18 protein-coding genes are annotated in these 16,256 nt (G+C 61.1%); 7 read left to right on the plus strand and 11 right to left on the minus strand.

Translation table 11 applies throughout. From position 1 onward, the window contains the following. The first annotated feature begins 28 nt into the window (after positions 1-28). The 4 genes from ACSBPU_RS04545 to ACSBPU_RS04560 all read left to right on the plus strand — a co-directional run bounded on the left by ACSBPU_RS04545 (position 29) and on the right by ACSBPU_RS04560 (position 2,725). Entirely contained in the window at positions 29-340 is a 312-nt protein-coding gene (locus ACSBPU_RS04545; RefSeq protein ID WP_442595985.1) for an ArsR/SmtB family transcription factor, read from the plus strand. A gap of 21 nt (positions 341-361) precedes the next feature. Further along, positions 362-886 carry a rhodanese family protein gene (locus ACSBPU_RS04550; RefSeq protein WP_442595987.1) on the plus strand — a complete coding sequence of 175 codons (525 nt, stop codon included), beginning with the start codon at positions 362-364 and terminating at the stop codon, positions 884-886. 154 nt (positions 887-1,040) lie between these two features. Next, on the plus strand, positions 1,041-2,336 hold the full coding sequence (locus tag ACSBPU_RS04555; RefSeq protein ID WP_442595989.1) for an NAD(P)/FAD-dependent oxidoreductase: 1,296 nt from the start codon (positions 1,041-1,043) through the stop codon (positions 2,334-2,336). A gap of 14 nt (positions 2,337-2,350) precedes the next feature. Continuing rightward, positions 2,351-2,725: a hypothetical protein gene (locus tag ACSBPU_RS04560; protein ID WP_442595991.1), complete on the plus strand. Its 375-nt coding sequence runs from the start codon at positions 2,351-2,353 to the stop codon at positions 2,723-2,725. Between the two features lie 112 nt (positions 2,726-2,837). On the opposite strand, the gene ACSBPU_RS04565 is transcribed toward ACSBPU_RS04560, so the two are convergent. The 8 genes from ACSBPU_RS04565 to ACSBPU_RS04600 all read right to left on the minus strand — a co-directional run bounded on the left by ACSBPU_RS04565 (position 2,838) and on the right by ACSBPU_RS04600 (position 10,078). Beyond that, positions 2,838-3,644 carry a flagellar brake protein gene (locus ACSBPU_RS04565; RefSeq protein WP_442595993.1) on the minus strand — a complete coding sequence of 269 codons (807 nt, stop codon included), beginning with the start codon at positions 3,642-3,644 and terminating at the stop codon, positions 2,838-2,840. 62 nt (positions 3,645-3,706) lie between these two features. After that, positions 3,707-4,723: an amidohydrolase family protein gene (locus ACSBPU_RS04570; protein WP_442595995.1), complete on the minus strand. Its 1,017-nt coding sequence runs from the start codon at positions 4,721-4,723 to the stop codon at positions 3,707-3,709. 1 nt (position 4,724) lies between these two features. Then, positions 4,725-5,258: a 3-hydroxyanthranilate 3,4-dioxygenase gene (locus ACSBPU_RS04575; RefSeq protein ID WP_442595997.1), complete on the minus strand. Its 534-nt coding sequence runs from the start codon at positions 5,256-5,258 to the stop codon at positions 4,725-4,727. 26 nt (positions 5,259-5,284) lie between these two features. Further along, positions 5,285-5,716: a RidA family protein gene (locus ACSBPU_RS04580; protein WP_442595999.1), complete on the minus strand. Its 432-nt coding sequence runs from the start codon at positions 5,714-5,716 to the stop codon at positions 5,285-5,287. A gap of 6 nt (positions 5,717-5,722) precedes the next feature. After that, positions 5,723-7,186, minus strand: coding sequence for a 2-hydroxymuconic semialdehyde dehydrogenase (locus ACSBPU_RS04585; RefSeq protein ID WP_442596001.1), 1,464 nt, complete (start codon positions 7,184-7,186; stop codon positions 5,723-5,725). A gap of 29 nt (positions 7,187-7,215) precedes the next feature. Next, positions 7,216-8,652 (minus strand): NAD(P)(+) transhydrogenase (Re/Si-specific) subunit beta, encoded by a 1,437-nt coding sequence (locus ACSBPU_RS04590; protein ID WP_442596003.1) that lies wholly within the window; start codon positions 8,650-8,652, stop codon positions 7,216-7,218. After that, entirely contained in the window at positions 8,649-8,960 is a 312-nt protein-coding gene (locus ACSBPU_RS04595) for a proton-translocating transhydrogenase family protein (RefSeq protein WP_180065553.1), read from the minus strand. The genes ACSBPU_RS04590 and ACSBPU_RS04595 overlap by 4 nt, the downstream gene beginning before the upstream one ends. Further along, positions 8,960-10,078: a Re/Si-specific NAD(P)(+) transhydrogenase subunit alpha gene (locus ACSBPU_RS04600; RefSeq protein ID WP_180065551.1), complete on the minus strand. Its 1,119-nt coding sequence runs from the start codon at positions 10,076-10,078 to the stop codon at positions 8,960-8,962. The genes ACSBPU_RS04595 and ACSBPU_RS04600 overlap by 1 nt, the downstream gene beginning before the upstream one ends. A 139-nt stretch (positions 10,079-10,217) precedes the next feature. Here ACSBPU_RS04600 and ACSBPU_RS04605 point away from each other — a divergent pair, with 139 nt between their 5' ends. Then, positions 10,218-10,640 (plus strand): YidB family protein, encoded by a 423-nt coding sequence (locus ACSBPU_RS04605; RefSeq protein ID WP_442596006.1) that lies wholly within the window; start codon positions 10,218-10,220, stop codon positions 10,638-10,640. 136 nt (positions 10,641-10,776) lie between these two features. Here ACSBPU_RS04605 and ACSBPU_RS04610 read toward each other — a convergent pair whose 3' ends face one another. Beyond that, complete coding sequence (locus ACSBPU_RS04610; RefSeq protein ID WP_442596008.1) at positions 10,777-12,054, minus strand: bifunctional O-acetylhomoserine aminocarboxypropyltransferase/cysteine synthase; 1,278 nt, start codon at positions 12,052-12,054, stop codon at positions 10,777-10,779. A gap of 276 nt (positions 12,055-12,330) precedes the next feature. Between ACSBPU_RS04610 and ACSBPU_RS04615 the strand changes: the two genes are divergently transcribed. Both ACSBPU_RS04615 and ACSBPU_RS04620 read left to right on the plus strand, forming a co-directional pair. After that, positions 12,331-14,964 carry an AsmA family protein gene (locus ACSBPU_RS04615; RefSeq protein ID WP_442596010.1) on the plus strand — a complete coding sequence of 878 codons (2,634 nt, stop codon included), beginning with the start codon at positions 12,331-12,333 and terminating at the stop codon, positions 14,962-14,964. Beyond that, a complete protein-coding gene (locus ACSBPU_RS04620; RefSeq protein ID WP_442596012.1) occupies positions 14,961-15,350 on the plus strand; it encodes an MOSC N-terminal beta barrel domain-containing protein in 390 nt (129 codons plus the stop codon). The genes ACSBPU_RS04615 and ACSBPU_RS04620 overlap by 4 nt, the downstream gene beginning before the upstream one ends. Here the strand turns inward: ACSBPU_RS04620 and ACSBPU_RS04625 are convergent. Then, positions 15,304-15,585: a YfhL family 4Fe-4S dicluster ferredoxin gene (locus ACSBPU_RS04625; RefSeq protein ID WP_442596014.1), complete on the minus strand. Its 282-nt coding sequence runs from the start codon at positions 15,583-15,585 to the stop codon at positions 15,304-15,306. The two genes, ACSBPU_RS04620 and ACSBPU_RS04625, sit on opposite strands and share 47 nt — an antisense overlap. A gap of 99 nt (positions 15,586-15,684) precedes the next feature. Beyond that, positions 15,685-16,194, minus strand: coding sequence for a pantetheine-phosphate adenylyltransferase (coaD, locus tag ACSBPU_RS04630; RefSeq protein WP_442596016.1), 510 nt, complete (start codon positions 16,192-16,194; stop codon positions 15,685-15,687). Positions 16,195-16,256 lie beyond the last annotated feature (62 nt).

Below are 16,256 nucleotides of genomic sequence, written 5' to 3' on the forward strand. Positions count from 1 at the left end.
ATATTCTAAATTAGATAAGCCTAAATTTATGACTAAAGAACAAAGCGTCAAGGAGTTCATGCAGGAAGGCGCCGGGAAAGCCGCGGCGCTTCTGCGGGCGGTCGGCAATCAACATCGCCTGTTGGTGTTGTGTCTGTTGATCGAGCATGGCGAACTTACTGTGGGGGCTCTGTTGGAACACATGGATCTGAGCCAATCGGCGCTGTCTCAGCATCTGGCCAGAATGCGTGGCGAGGGGCTGATCACATACCGGCGCGACGCGCAAACCCTGCATTACCGCATCGCCAATCCCGACGTGGAAAAGCTGGTCGGCACACTCAAAAGCATTTTCTGTCCTTGATACCTCGCAGGAGGGCCCATCATGTCCATACGAATCATCACTCCGCAGGCAGCCCATCGGCTGCTCGACCACGGCGCCTTGCTGATCGATATACGCAGCGCGGGCGAGTATGCGCGGGAGCGCATTGAACAAGCGCGCAACATTCCGATGGAGGACTTGTCCCGTGCCGGATTGCCCAACGCCTCGGCGCTGATCTTTCTTTGCCGGTCCGGCAACCGGACTCGCATCAGCGCGCAAACGCTGGGCGACCACGCTTCCTGCGATGCCTATGTGATGGAAGGCGGACTTGATGGGTGGAAAAAAGCCGGTCTGCCCGTCGTTCGCGATCCTGCTCGGCCCATCGAACTTCCCCGCCAGACCCAGATCGCAGCGGGCAGCCTGGTGCTGACCGGGGTTCTGCTGGGCACATTTGTGTCGCCCTGGTTCTATGCGCTTGCCGGTTTTGTCGGCGCGGGCTTGATTTTCGCAGGTGTGTCGGGATTCTGCGGCATGGCGCGTTTATTGATGAAGATGCCATGGAATCGACGATTCATGGACAGCATGTAGAAAGACACAGGGCCTTTTATTCATACGGAGAAAATCATGAAGCTCAGCATCAATGTCGGAAGCGTCGACCGCGCCTTGCGCATCGTGCTCGAGTCGCGGAAACAGCGATAGGGACGCGGGGACATGCCAAACCGGCAAAGGGAGGAGGCATTCAATGGATCGAAGATATTTTCTTAAAGCAGGCTCGCTACTGGCGGCGCTGGGTGCCTCCGGGCTGACCGGGGCGGCAACGCAAGCGCAAGGCAAGGGCGTCCGTATCGTCATCGCGGGGGCTGGCGCGGCCGGCCTGAGCTTGGCGGCGCGTCTGGCGCGGCAAGTGGACAATGCCAGCATCATCGTCGTGGACGCCAAGAAAGAGCATCATTTCCAGCCGGGCCTGACATTGGTCGGAGCCGGCATCTGGACTCCGTCCCATATCACCGACAGCAATGCCCGCTATATGCCTCGCTCGGTCAGGTGGGTGCAGGAAGCCGTGGCGGAGTTCGATCCGGACGGCAACCAGGTGGTTACCGCAAGCGGCCAGAGACTTCCTTATGACTTCCTGTTCGTGGCGACGGGGCTGAAGCTGGACTATGCCGCGATAGACGGCATGAATCCCGATCTGATCGGCCGGAACGGTATTGCCAGCATCTATGCCGGTCCCCAGGCGGCCCAAGCGTCCGCCGGCGCCATCGATCAGTTCATCGAGAAGGGCGGCGTCGGCTTGTTCATGCGTCCGGCCACTGAAATGAAGTGCGCCGGGGCGCCGCTCAAGATCACTTTTCTGGTCGATGACAAGGCGCGTATCAAGGGCAGGCGTGACGCCGTGCAACTGGTCTACAACGCACACAACGATGCGGTGTTTTCAGTCGTTCCGGTCAACGAAAAAGTGCGCACGCTTTTTTCCGAACGCGATATAGGGGTGAACTACGGACATGTGCTGCGATCGATCGACCCCGGGGCTCGCAAGGCCGTTTTCACGACGGGTAAGGGCGAGGCCACGCTGGATTACGATTTTCTTCACGTGGTGCCACCCATGCGCGCGCCCGACGCGGTCCGCAACAGCCCGCTGCCATGGCAAGTGGGTGCCTTGGCGGCGGATGGCTGGGTGGAGGCCGACAAGGCGACGCTCAGGCATCCGCGCTACCCTAACGTGTTCTCGGTCGGCGATGTCGCCGGCGTACCCCGAGGCAAGACGGCCGCCAGCGTGAAATGGCAGGTGCCCGTGGTCGTGGACAACCTCATGGCGGAGCTGAACGGCAAAGAGCCTCGCGCGGTCTACAACGGCTACACCTCTTGTCCCATGGTGACCCGTTACGGCAAAGCCATGCTCATTGAATTCGATTACGACGGCAAGCTCGTGCAGTCCTTTCCTTTCATCGACCCGCTCGAAGAGCTCTGGATTTCGTGGCTGATCGACGAGAAAGGCCTGATAGGCGCATATCGCGCCATGCTGCGCGGCCGCGCCTGACCGAAGGAGGCACCATGAACGATTTCAATCCGATTTCCCTCTGGTTCATTGCATGGGAAACGCTTTCCGCCTGGTTCTGGCCGGTCATCATTCTGGCGGTGTTGCTGCTGACCGGTGTCGCCTTGGGGTTCCGCACGCTGCGCCGCCATGGAAGGTCGGCCGGCATGCCTCTCGCGTTTTCCATGCTCGCGGCCCTGGCCGTGACGTTCCTGGGCGCATGGGCGATGCCTTACTTGACCCATGCCTCGCCGTCTTCGTTGAGCTCGATGCTCGACTGGCTGACGGCATTCGTCCTGGCCCTGGCGTTGGGCATGGTGGTATTCGCCCTGGTGTTCTCGTTGCTCGCGCACCGCAGCGTGCGCAGGGGTCAGACCCTGAACAGGGTCTGACCCCCCCGCGGTCGGCAGCATCATGGGGTCAGACCCCGTACGGGGTCTGACCCCTCGACCCCTTGGCACGACCGATTGCTTTTGGGGTCAGACCCCGCATGGGGTCTGACCCCTACTCCAAACCGCGTCGCTTTGCGATCAGCTTGCGTTCCAGCACGTTGATGTAGCGCTGGATGTCTTGTTGTGCGCCGCGGTCCGGGTCGACAAAGGCACAGCCGATGAGAACACGCTCTTTTCCGTTTGACTGGGTCTCGGCGCGTGACTGGACCACTTCCAGGTCGACGGTAATGGAGCCGACGTCGGGCAGGCTTATGCGGCAGTTGGAATATATCGTGCCTTTCTTGTGCGGAAGATTCGTGGCGTAGCTTAGGATGCTGAGCCCGCCGGCGCTGATGTCCTTCAGTTCCACCGTGACGTCTTTTTTAGTATCCCAACTGATGTCGCGGACGTCGAGCGTGAGTTCGGTATCCTGTCCGGCACTTTCTTTAGGGATGGTGCACTTTGCCGGGTTGCTGGCGGGAATGTCGATGCGATAGTGCTCGCGGCGCTGAATGCGGGTCAGGCGTTCAGGGAAAGCCATGCGCAGGGCGGGGGCGTCCTCGTACATGCAGTCGCTGACCTTGTCAGCGAAGAAGCGGATCAGCACGCGGTCCAGATTGGTTTCGAGCTTCACCTCTTCGTCGCCGGCGATGAGACGCCGGTTGATGCTTTCGTTGCGAGTGGCGTCGATGACGACAGCCTCGTCTTCCACCTGCAGGATGGTGGTGACGATGCCCACAGTGGAGCCTGTGATCTGCATCCGAAGCAAAGCCTTGTTGCGTTCGATGGCGCGCAGGATGGATCGAATTTCTAGCCTTGACGAGACCTGGAAGCGCTCATCGTCAAGTTCATCATGGAACGGCTTGCTAAGGTTGGACATGTTCTGTAACAAAATGACTGAAGTAAAAGCTTGGTAAGTCTACTCTGTTTGCCGTTTCTTTTCTATGACAGCCCGGATGAGTCGCTCAGGCCGAAGAAGTCCGCCGCATTGCCGTGATTGATCCGCCGCTTGTCGTCTTCGGAAAGCCATGGGTTCTCGTTCACCAGCTTGCCTATCGATTGCTCACCCAGGGGAAACGGGTAGTCGGAGCCGAGCATGATGCGGTCGCTGCCCATGACTTCTGCAAGCAGGCGCAATGCGCCTTGATCGAATACCGCGCTGTCCACATAGAAGCGCTTGACATAGCTGGAGGGAAGGTTCGGACAGTCCTGTCTGACGATGTCGCGGCAGCGCCAGGCATTGTCGACACGGCCCAGCAGGAAGGCAAAGCTGCCCCCGCCATGGGCGAAGCATAGTTTCAGGGATGGTGGAATGCGCTCGAAGGCGCCCGAAAGAATGAGCGACAAGATACCCAGCTGCGTCTCGGCGGGCATGGCGACGAGCCAGGGCAGCATCCATTTCTTCATGCGGCCGTCGGTCATCATGTCCCAGGGGTGAGCCAGGATGGGTATGCCTTCGTGCGCGCAGTGGGTCAGGAATTGAACCAGGTGCTCGTCGTCCAGGTCCCTGGGACCGAGATGATTGCCGATCTGTATGCCGACGTGCCCGTTGTCGCGCGCCCGTGTGGCTTCCCGACAGGCCAGGTCCAGATCCTGCAGCGGAACCTGGGCAAGCGCCTTGAGCCGGTTCGGATTCGCCGCGCAATGTTCGAGGGCCAGGTCGTTCATGCGCCGGGCCCAGGGCGCTGCGCGTTCGGCGGGAAATTCGTAGCCGAACATGATGGGCGTTGCAGAAATGATCTGGACGTCCACGCCATGCTTGTCCATTTCCTGAAGACGCATGCCGGAATCCCATAGTGCGCGGTAGACTGGACGGAAAGGCTGGCTGCCTTTCATGATCTGCCCCGTTTCGCCATCTTCGTCGATGGCCAGCCAGGGCGCCTGGTCAGGGTCCAGGCCGGCGGCCTCCTGCCGCGAAATAGGGGGCAGGAAATGAGCATGCATGTCGATCTTTCTCATATCAGGCCACCTTCCCTGGATGCCGCGTGCCGCAGTGCGGACAACGCCGTTTTTCTTCGGATTCGTAGAATGCATTGAACAGTATGGGCAAGTCTTTTACGATGCTCTGCAGTTGGGTCTCGACGCGGTAGACAAGCCCGCCGCAGCCGCCGTCCGCCTCGCAATACCATTCGAAGCCGTCCTTCAGGCCTTCCGGGCGCTGGCGTTCTATGACCAGGCAGACGCTGCCCGCCTCGGGCCTTTGGGGCGAGTGGCGGACATGGGGTGGCAACAGGAAAACATCGCCTTCCTTGAGGTCGACGCGTTCGCGTTTGCCGTCCACCCAGAGGTTCAGGTAGGCATTGCCCTTCATTTGATGGAAAAACTCTTCCAGCGGATCGTCGTGGTAGTCGGTGCGCTGGTTGGGGCCGCCGACTACGGTGACGATGAAATCGCTGTCCTGCCAGACTTGTTGATTGCCGACCGGGGGCTTGAGGCGATCGGCGTGGTCGTCGATCCAGCGCTGGAAATTGAAGGGCTTCCCGTAAGTGAGCATGGGGTTCTCCGTGGCGTTGCCAGGCCCTAGGGCCTGGGCGGAAAGTAGGCGACGGCCTTGATTTCGATCAGCAGGTGGGGATGGGGCAACTGGTGCACTGCGACCGTGGTGCGCGTGGGCCCCTCTTCAGAGAAGAACTCGGCATAAACTTCGTTGTAGCCACCGAAATCATTCATGCTGACCAGAAAGGCGGAAATTTCGACCAGGTGTTCCAGGCCGGCGCCTTCGCTGGCAAGGATGTCGCGTATGTTTTCAATGACGGCTCGTGTCTGTGTGCGAATGTCGAGCGTGGCGGTGCCCATGGCATCGACCTCGGCGCCGGCAATGGTGTTGTCGGGCAAGCGCGAGCTGGTTCCCGATATGTAAAGGAAGTCGCCCGCACGCTTGATATGCGGGAAACGCCCGCGCGGCTTGGCTTTGCCGCTTACGGTGCGGGCCTGGGTGGGAAGATTATTCATTGGAACTCAGATCCTGATGCTGACCGTGCTGATTTCAGAGTAGAAGTCCAGCGAGTATCGGCCGCCTTCGCGTCCGATGCCCGACATCTTCGTGCCGCCGAACGGCGTGCGCAGGTCTCGCGCGAACCAGGCGTTGACCCATACGATGCCTGTATGGATCTGGCTTGCCACCCGGTGGGCGCGGCCGAGCTGTGTCGTCCAGATGCTTGCGGCCAGGCCGTAGGCGCTGTCGTTCACGCGGGCCACGACTTCTTCTTCAGTGTCGAAAGGCGCGACATGGCAGACCGGACCGAAGATTTCCTCGCGCATGCAGCGTGCGGTGTCGGGAAGGCCGGCCATGATGGTGGGCTGTACGTAGGCGCCCTGATCGCGTTCGTCGCCGAACACCGGGGCGTCGCCGCCGCAAAGAATGGCAGCGCCTTCCTCGCGCGCAAGCTGGTAGTAAGACAGCACCTTGCTGCGATGCTCCAGAGAGATCAGCGGGCCCATGTCTACGTCCGGATCTTCCGGGCGGCCCACGACCAGAGCCTCGCAGCGGCGCTTGAGCTCTTCCACGAAACGGTCGAAGATGGCGCGCTCTATATAGACTCTTTCGGTGCACAGGCATACCTGGCCCGAGTTGGTGAAGCTGGAACGCATGACGCCGGCAACGGCGGCGTCGAAGTCGGCATCGGCGAACACCACCGCCGCATTCTTGCCGCCGAGTTCGAAAGAGACTTCCTTCACCCCTTCGGCGGCAGCCTTCATGATGGTGGAGCCGGTGCGCGATTCACCGGTGAAGGTGATGGCGTCTATATGGGGGTTGGTGCTTAGGTGTTCGCCCGCCGACCCTGGCCCGAAGCCGTGCACCAGGTTGAAGACGCCATGGGGAAGCCCCGCGGCCTGGATTACCTCGGCCAGTAGCGTGGCCGAAGACGGGGTCTCTTCCGAGGGCTTGGCAACCACGCAGTTGCCCATGGCCAGCGCCGGCGCCACCTTCCAGGTAAGCAGCAGCAGGGGCAGGTTCCAGGGCGAAATGATGCCTATGGTGCCCAGCGGCTTGCGGCACACGTAATTGAGCATCTTGGCGCCGTCCGGCAGGGCGCTTTCATAGAGTTCGCTGGACGAGGTCTTGATCAAATCCGCAAAGCTGCGGAAGTTGGCAATACCGCGCGCCACGTCCAGGCTGCGGGCCTGATGCACGGGCCGGCCGGTATCCAGGACTTCGGCCGCGACGAAGTCCTCGAAGCGCTGTTCGATGCCGTCGGCGATGCGGTGCAGCAGAGCCGACCGCTCCTGGACGGTCAACGTTCTCCAGGGCCCCTGGGCCGCGCGATTGGCGGCTTCGACAGCGCGGCTGACCGTGGCGGCGTCGGCCTCGCAGACGCGCCCGATCAGTTGCCCGTTGACCGGGTTGATGTTGGGAAAACGGTGGTGGGTCTCGACCCATTGACCGTCGACGAAGCACCGAAGTAATGGAAGATCTGTCATGGTGTCGGTTTCCGATGGGAGCAGCCGCCTTATTCCACGGCCTTGACCATGTCCTCGATGACCTTCTTGGCATCGCCGAAGACCATCATGGTCTTGTCCATGTAGAAGAGTTCATTGTCCAGGCCCGCATAGCCCGCCGCCATCGATCGCTTGTTCACGATGATGTTGCGCGCCTTGTAGGCTTCGAGTATGGGCATGCCGGCGATCGGAGACTTGGGATCGTTCTTGGCCGCAGGGTTGACCACGTCGTTGGCACCCAGGACCAGGACGACGTCGGTCTGCGAGAACTCGCTGTTGATGTCGTCCATTTCGAATACCTGGTCGTACGGGACTTCGGCTTCGGCCAGCAGCACGTTCATGTGGCCCGGCATGCGGCCGGCCACGGGGTGTATGGCGTATTTCACCGTCACCCCGTTTTCGGTCAGTTTCTCGGCCAGCTCCTTGAGCGCATGCTGTGCGCGGGCCACCGCCAGGCCGTAGCCCGGGACGATGGTGACCGATTCGGCATTGCTGAGCAGGAAGGCGGCGTCGTCGGGACTGCCGGATTTCACGTTGCGCTGCACCTGCCCGCCGCTTGCCACCGCACCGGGTTCGGCCCCGAAGCCGCCCAGTATGACGTTGAAGAACGAGCGGTTCATGGCCTTGCACATGATGTACGACAGGATGGCGCCCGAAGACCCCACCAGTGAACCGGCGATGATGAGCATGGGGTTGTTCAGCGAGAACCCGATGCCGGCGGCGGCCCATCCTGAATAGCTGTTGAGCATCGAAACGACCACCGGCATGTCGGCGCCGCCGATCGGGATGATGATGAGCACGCCCAGCACGAAGGCGATGGCGGTCATGATGATGAAAGGCAGCCAGGCCTGGGTGGCCATGAACCAGAAGCCGCAGGCCAGCATGGCCAGCGCCAGCAGCAGATTGACCATGTGCTGGCCCGAAAACACCACGGGCGCGCCTTGGAACAGCCGGAACTTGTACTTGCCCGAAAGTTTTCCAAAGGCGATGACGGAGCCCGAGAAGGTGATGGCGCCGACGAAGGTGCCGATGAAGAGCTCGAGGCGGTTGCCGTAGGGAATGGGCGCGCCCGCAGCCGCGATGTTGAAGGCATGCGGTTCCGCCACGACGGCGACCGCGATGGCAACGGCTGCCAGGCCGATCATGCTGTGCATGAAGGCGACGAGCTCCGGCATTTTGGTCATTTCGACTTTCTTTGCCATCAGCGTGCCGGCCGTGCCGCCGACCAGCAGCCCGAGCAGCACCCAGCCCAGGCCGATGCCGGCGGAGCCTTGCTTGGCGAGACTGACGATCAGCGCGGCCGTGGTAAGGACCGCGATGGCCATGCCCACCATGCCGAAGGCATTGCCGCGGCGCGAAGTGGTGGGATGGGAAAGACCCTTGAGCGCCTGGATGAAGCATACCGAGGCGATCAGGTAGAACAGCGTGACCAGATCGTTCGAGATCATGACTGTCCTCCGGACTTTTTCTCTTTTTTCTTGAACATTTCGAGCATGCGGCGTGTTACGAGGAAGCCGCCGAATACGTTGACGGCGGCCAGCGCCACGGCGAACACGCCCATGTAGCGGGCAAGGCCCCCTTCAGTGAGCGCCGCGGCGAGCATGGCGCCAACGATCACGATGGCGGAAATGGCGTTGGTCACGGCCATGAGCGGCGTATGAAGCGCCGGGGTCACGTTCCAGACCACGTGGAAGCCCACGTAGATGGCCAGTACGAAAATGATGAAGTTGATGAGGGTGGGACTGACCGCTTCCATCAGGCGCTCCTTAAGACCTTGCCGTCCATGCAAACGAGGCAGGCGGCGATGATTTCGTCTTCATGCTGTATGACAAGCCGTCCGTCGCTGTCGGCGACCAGCTTCATGAAATCCAGGATGTTGCGGGCATACAGCGCGGAGGCGTCGTGCGGGACCAGGGCGGGCAAATTGGAAAGCCCGACCAGCGTTACGCCGTGCTTCTGCACGATGCGGTCTTTTTCCGAAAGAGGGCAGTTGCCGCCGCGTTCGACCGCCAGGTCCACGATGACGGAGCCCGGCTTCATGCCTGCGACGGTTTCGGCGCTGATGAGCTCGGGGGCGGGGCGCCCTGGTATGAGCGCCGTGCTGATGACGATGTCGGCCTGGCGGCAGCGTTCCGCAACCAGGAGGGACTGGCGTGCCATCCATGCGGCCGGCATGGGCCGTGCATAGCCCCCCGTGCCTTCGGCGATTTCGCGCTCTTCGTCGGTTTCGAACGGAACGTCGATGAACTTGGCGCCCAGCGACTCGATCTGTTCCTTGGCGGCGGGACGCACGTCGGATGCCTCGACCACGGCGCCCAACCGCTTGGCGGTGGCGATGGCCTGGAGGCCCGCGACGCCGGCGCCGAGCACGACGGCGCGAGCCGCCTTGAGCGTGCCCGCAGCGGTCATCATCATGGGAAAGAGGCGACCATAGTGGTTCGCGGCCAGCAGCACCGCTTTATAGCCGGCCAGGTTCGCCTGCGAAGACAGGACGTCCAGGCTTTGAGCGCGGGTAATGCGGGGTGCGGCTTCAAGAGAGAATGCCGTGAGCCCGGCGGCGGCCAGGGCGGTGAGGCCTTCTTGATTGAACGGGTCCAGCATGCCGATGAGGACGGTTCCTTTTTTCATCTGGGCCAGCTCGGATGCCTGAGGCGAGCGCACCTTGAGGACCAGATCGCTTTGCAGCGCCTGCGCGGCGTCTACAAGCCGCGCACCGGCCTGCTCGTAGGCCTCGTCCGGGAAGAACGCGGCTTCTCCCGCGCCCCGTTCGACGAGGACGGTGTGCGTCGCGGAGACGTATTTCTTGACGGTCTCCGGAGTGGCGGCCACGCGCGTTTCGCCCGCCAGGCTCTCGCGTGGAATTCCTATCTGCATGTTGTCTCCCCCTGTGTGAATTAGGGCTCGTTATCGATTGGCGCAGACTACTATACCTGAACTGATCACGGTTCTTTGCAGTCTGCGCCCGGAAAATCCATTAGACTTTTGATGTGCTGCAGAGATTTGAGAGAAGAAAATGGGACTTTTGAATTCTATCGTTTCCGCCATGGGGGAACGCAATCCTGAATTGGGCGCGCAGGCCCGTTTGCTTCCGGCGCTCATCGAGCAGGTGAACCGTTTTCCGGGCGGCTTGCCCGGCCTGATCGAAAAGTTCCAGCAAGCGGGGCTGGGCGGCGTTGTTGCGTCGTGGATACGCGAAGGCAGGAACGAGCCCATTTCGCCGGACCAACTGCATTCGGTGCTGGGGGGCGATGTCCTGAATGACCTGGCCAAATCCAGCGGCCTGGATGCCGACGCCGTGCTGAGCAACCTGAGCATCATGCTGCCCAGCCTGGTCGACCAAGCCACGCCCGACGGCGAGGCCGGCCTGCAGCGCGTGCTTGGCGGCGTTACGAACCTGCTTGGAGCGCAGAGGGGTCAGACCCCGGACGGGGTCTGACCCCAAGCATCCCAGCCCAGGTTCCGGGGTCAGACCCCGCATGGGGTCTGACCCCTCATCCTCAGTTCAGGCGCCGGGGTCAGACCCCGAATGGGGTCTGACCCCAAGCAGGCGTTCGGGGCCTGACCCCCCATCCTTACTTCTGGCTGGCTTCCAGCGCTTGGCTGAGATCGGCCAGGATGTCGTCGATATGTTCCAGGCCTATCGACAGGCGGACCATGTCTTCGCCCACGCCTGCGGCGGCAAGCTCTTCGGGGCTGAGCTGACGGTGCGTGGTCGAGGCCGGGTGGCAGGCCAGGGATTTCGCATCGCCGATGTTCACCAGGCGCAGGACGAGTTGCAGCGCATCGATGAAGCGTGCGCCCGCGGCGCTGCCGCCCTTGATGCCGAAAGACAGGATGCTGGCCGGCCTGCCGCCCAGATAGGTTTGCGCCAGCTTGTGCTCGGGGTGATCGGCCAGGCCGGCATATTGCACCCATGACACGCTGTCGTGGCTCCGTAGGAATTCCGCTACCTTGATCGCGTTTTCGCAGTGGCGCTCCATGCGCAGCGAAAGCGTTTCGATGCCCTGCAGCACCAGGAAGGCATTGAACGGCGAAAGCGCCGCGCCGGTATTGCGCAGCGGTACGACGCGGCATCGGCCGATGAAGGCCGCCGGACCGAAGGCATCGGTATAGACTACGCCATGGTAGGAGGGATCGGGTTCGTTCAGCATGGGGAAGCGTTTTTTGTGCTCGGCCCAGGGAAACTTGCCAGAGTCGACGACCGCGCCGGCGATGGTCGTGCCATGGCCGCCCATGTACTTGGTAAGCGCGTGCACGACAATGTCGGCACCATGCTCGAACGGGCGGCACAGCGCGGGCGACGCCACGGTGTTGTCGACGATGAGCGGCACGCCGTGGCGGTGAGCCGCATCGGCGATGGCTTGAATGTCGACGATATTGCCGGCGGGATTGCCTATGGTCTCGCAGAATACGGCCTTGGTGTTTTCGTCGATGAGGGCTTCGAGCGCGGCGACGTCGTCGTGCGGCGCAAACTTTACAGTGATGCCTTGCCGCGGGAAAGTGTGCGCAAACAGGTTATAGGTGCCACCGTACAGTTTTGCCACCGAAACGATGTTGTCGCCGGCTTGGGCGATGGTCTGAATGGCGTAGGTAATGGCGGCCATGCCAGACGCCACGGCCAGGGCGGCAATGCCGCCTTCGAGCGCCGCGACACGCTCTTCCAGCACCGCATTCGTAGGATTCATGATGCGGGTATAAATATTGCCGGGGACCTTCAGGTCGAAAAGATCCGCGCCGTGCTGCGTGCTGTCGAAGGCGTAGGACGTCGTCTGGTAGATAGGCACGGCGACGGCCTTCGTATTCGGGTCGGGCTGGTATCCTGCATGGATGGCGAGCGTTTCGAATTTCATATGTATCGTCTTGTAAGTGGTTAAAGAGGTGTCGTGGAGCGCTGATCCATGGTACCGGCATGGGCTTTCCATGTTCAGACTATTGTGGGATTTTTATATTACTTCTGGATATATATTCCATAGCGCCGATCAAATGTTTACCATTTGTAAACTCAAGCGCTTTAAATCGAGCTGATCGACTCTATATCCATTGCGTCTTAGGTTAGCATTCTATGTATTCGCCTATTGCCTATTGATTGGCGCCTGGAGCTCTCCCGCGGTATTTAGAGGCCGGAAATGAAAGTTTGGTTGAAACGGGTACTTATCAGTCTCGTCGTGCTGTTTATTGTCGCGCTTGTGGGTGCGGCAATTTTTCTTCTTACGTTTGATCCCAACGCCTATAAAAGCAAGCTGGAAGAAATCGTTTATAACCGCTATCAACGGACTTTGGCTATCAAGGGCGATCTTCAGTTGTCCCTGTTCCCGCGCATCGGTCTCTCCGTTCAAGACGTTTCGCTGTCCAACCGGGACAGCACCGATACTTTCGCGTCCATCGACAGCGCGCGTTTTGCGGTGGCGATCTGGCCGCTGCTGTCGAATCGGCTGGTGGTCGATCATGTTGCGGTCACGGGATTCAAGGCCTGGGTCAAGCGTGATGAAAATGGCCATTTCAACTTTCGCGACCTGATGGAACGCCAGCCTGTACTGGCCACGATGGCCGCGCCGGCAATCGCCGCGACGGAATTGTCGGGCATGGTTCCGGCCACCGACGTCCTGCCTTCCAGCGAAGCGTCGGCGATCGGCAGCGTCCTGCTGGCTTCGTCGGGAAAGCCGGGCGCCGCGACAGACTTCCAGATCGACATCGCGGGCCTCGATTTGAAGAACGGCGAAATCCACATGTATGACAACATCACGGGGTCATCCGCCCGGATCGTCAAGCTCGACGTAAACACGGGACGCATGACCTTCGACCAGGCGTTCGACGTTGCTTTGAAAGGCAACCTGATGGGGGACTTTCCGGTGGCCAGCGCAAATATCGAAGCTCAGGCGCTGGTCAAGCTGAACCCCGACCAGAAGGCCTATTCCGCGCAGAAGCTGAATCTTCTGATGACGGGCAAGGTGGGGGCCTTCAAAGAGGGTTCGATCACCGTACGCGGCAATCTGGCGTACAGCGCGTATTCGCAGATGTTCAGCGCCAGCGCGCTGGAGTTCATCATGAAAGGCAACGTCGACGGCAAGACGCCCATCACGGGCCTGGACACCACACTGACAGTGCCGCAGCTCAAGGTCGATCGCAGTCAGGCCGAATTGCGCGTCGACAAGCTCGCCTACCGCGCAAAGGGAAGCCTGCCGAATGAAACGTTCGATATCGCGTTCGATGCGCCGAGCCTTTCCGTGTCGCCGGAAGCGGCGAAAGGCGAGCCCATCACCGGAACGGTGAAGCTGGCCGGCAAGGACCAGACGCTGGGCGTTGCCCTGGGCATGAGCGGTATCGGCGGCAACGCCAGCAAGCTCAGCCTGAAGGAGCTCAAGATCGACGGTGGGCTGAAGAAAGAGAAGCGCCTGGTTCAACTGAAAATGACCTCGCCCGCCAACTGGGATGTCTTCGAGGAAAAAGGCGGCCTGTCGGCCATGAAGGGCGATATCCGCATCGAAGACGAAGCCTTGCCGGGGGGAAGCTTCGAGTTTCCTTTCATTGGCAGCCTGCAGGCCGACTTGTACAAGGACGAGCTGATCAGCGAAATCAATGCCGTTCTAAGCGGCAGCAAGCTGGATTTCCGCGTCAAGGCGACTCAGCTCACGCAACCGCGGATCGACTTCAGCCTGGCGGCCGACAAGCTGGATTTCAATACGTTGTTTCCGCCGATCCCGGCGCCCGCCAATGCCGCGCCCCAGTCCTCCGAAGGCGGGCAGGCATCCCAGGCGAAGGCGCCGGCTCCTTCGCCTGCCAAGCCGCCGTCGCCGCCCGCGCGCCCTGAAACCATGGACTTGTCGGTACTGGAATCCGCCAACCTCAGCGGCACGATCAATATCGGCGATCTGGTGGTCCACGATCTCAAAGCCAAGCAGTTTGCCGCCTCGCTGCGGGCCGCCGAAGGAAAGCTGACGGTCAGCGGCATTCAGGCCGACCTTTACGAGGGCAAGCTGTCCGGCACCTTGACCGCCGATGCCCAGAACGCGATCGGCGTGGACCTCAGCCTGAGCGACATCGCGCTGGGGCCGTTCCTGCAGGACGCCATGAAGGAAAACCGGCTCGTGGGGCGCGGTACGGTGAGCGCCAAGCTGCGCAGCCAGGGCGCGACGACGCCGGCGCTCGAGGCGGGGCTGACGGGGCTGGTGCAGGCGCGGGTGCGCGATGGCGCGGTGCGCGGCATCAACGTGGCGCAAACGCTGCGCGAGGTCAACGACGTTGTGCGCAACGTGTTCAGCGGCCAATTGCCCGAGGTGGCGACCCGCTTCGATACCTCCCGTCAGACGGACTTCACCGCGCTGGATGCGGACATCGATTTTCAGCAGGGCCAGGGAACAGTGAAGAAGCTTTCCGTGCAGTCCCCGTTGCTCAGGGTGACGCAAGGTTCGCCTGCGAGCATCGACCTGGTGAACGATCAGCTGGATGTCCTGCTGAATGTGCGCGTGGTCAATACCAAGACGGGCCAGGATGGCAAGGAACTCGAGGACCTGCAGAATGTCACGGTACCGGTGAGGGTGTCGGGCGCGTTCAATGACCTGGGCTATCAGGTTCAATGGAAGGAAATCAGCAGCAAGGTCGTGAAGGAAGCGGTGAAGGAAGGGCTGATCGAGATGCTGGACAACAAGATCGGTATCCCGCAGCCGCCGGCCGCGCCGGCCAACGAGGCTGCGCCGGAAAGCCGACGCCCCGACCCGGTAAAGAGTATTGGCGACGCCTTGAAAGGACTACTAGGAAAATGACGACCGCGCTGTATTTCCCCATTGTCTGCTGTGGCGCCGTAAGCGATTCCCGCGCCGCGGGCTACGACAAGCGCTGGCTGATCGTTGACGAGCATGGCGCGTGGGTGCATCAAAGCCATTGCGAGAAGCTTGCCGACATTCAGCTGGACCTGCGCCTGGGTTACCTGGTGATGCGCGCGCCTGGCATGCTGCGCCTGGACATTCCCCTGGATGTCATCGAGGACGACGACAGCGTTCGACGCCATGCCCAGGTCGGGGAGCAGCGGGTGGATGTCGTGGATGAGGGTGACGTCGCTGCTGCCTGGGTCAGCAACTTCCTGGAGCGGCCATGCCGCCTGGTCAAGGTTCACCCGGATGCGGGCCGGGTTCTGTGGCCGGAGCTGTAAGCGTCCGGTATTTTGCCATGAGGGCGGTTTGGTCCTCGGTGTGCGCCGGATCCACGACGATGCATTCGACGGGACAGACGACCTGGCATTGAGGCTCATCGAAATGTCCTACGCACTCTGTACAGCGCGACGGATCGATTTCGTAGATTTCGGCTCCCATGTAAATGGCGGTGTTGGGGCATTGGGGCTCGCAGACGTCGCAGTTGATGCATTCCTCGGTAATATGCAGAGCCATGGTCTTTTCCTGCAAAGATGAAACAAAGCAAACGGCAAGGCGCCCCGCTTTTGGCAGGACGCCTTGCCAGTTTAACGCGTAGGAGCGTTCAGCGAGCGATTACCCCTGCTGCGTGTGCTCTTGTTCGCGGCGGGCCTTCGCTTTGCTGTGCAGCCAGCGCTCGACGGAAGGGAAGACGAACTTGCTGACGTCGCCGCCCAGGATCGCGATTTCGCGGACGATGGTGCCTGAAATGAATTGGTATTGATCGGAGGGTGTCATGAACAGGGTTTCGACCTCGGGCAGCAGATGGCGATTCATGCCGGCCATTTGAAATTCATATTCGAAGTCGGACACCGCTCTGAGGCCCCGGACGATCACCCGGCCGTTTTGCTCGCGCACGAAGTCTTTCAGCAATCCCGCAAAGCTCTTGACCTCGACATTGGGATAATGCCCCAGCACTTCCTGGGCGATCTCTACGCGTTCCCCGACGGTAAAGAAGGGCTTCTTGGCCTGGCTGTGCGCCACGCCCACCACCACGTGGTCGAACAGGCCCGCGGCGCGGCGAACCAGGTCTTCGTGGCCGCGGGTCAAGGGATCGAATGTTCCGGGATAGACTGCAGTAATCATGCAAATTCCGATTTATTCAAGTAGGGGTTCGTTCTGCCACGATGGCGCTACCCGGCCGTTGC

It is taken from the genome of Parapusillimonas sp. JC17 (assembly GCF_052180245.1).
In the GTDB taxonomy this organism is placed as follows: domain Bacteria; phylum Pseudomonadota; class Gammaproteobacteria; order Burkholderiales; family Burkholderiaceae_B; genus Parapusillimonas.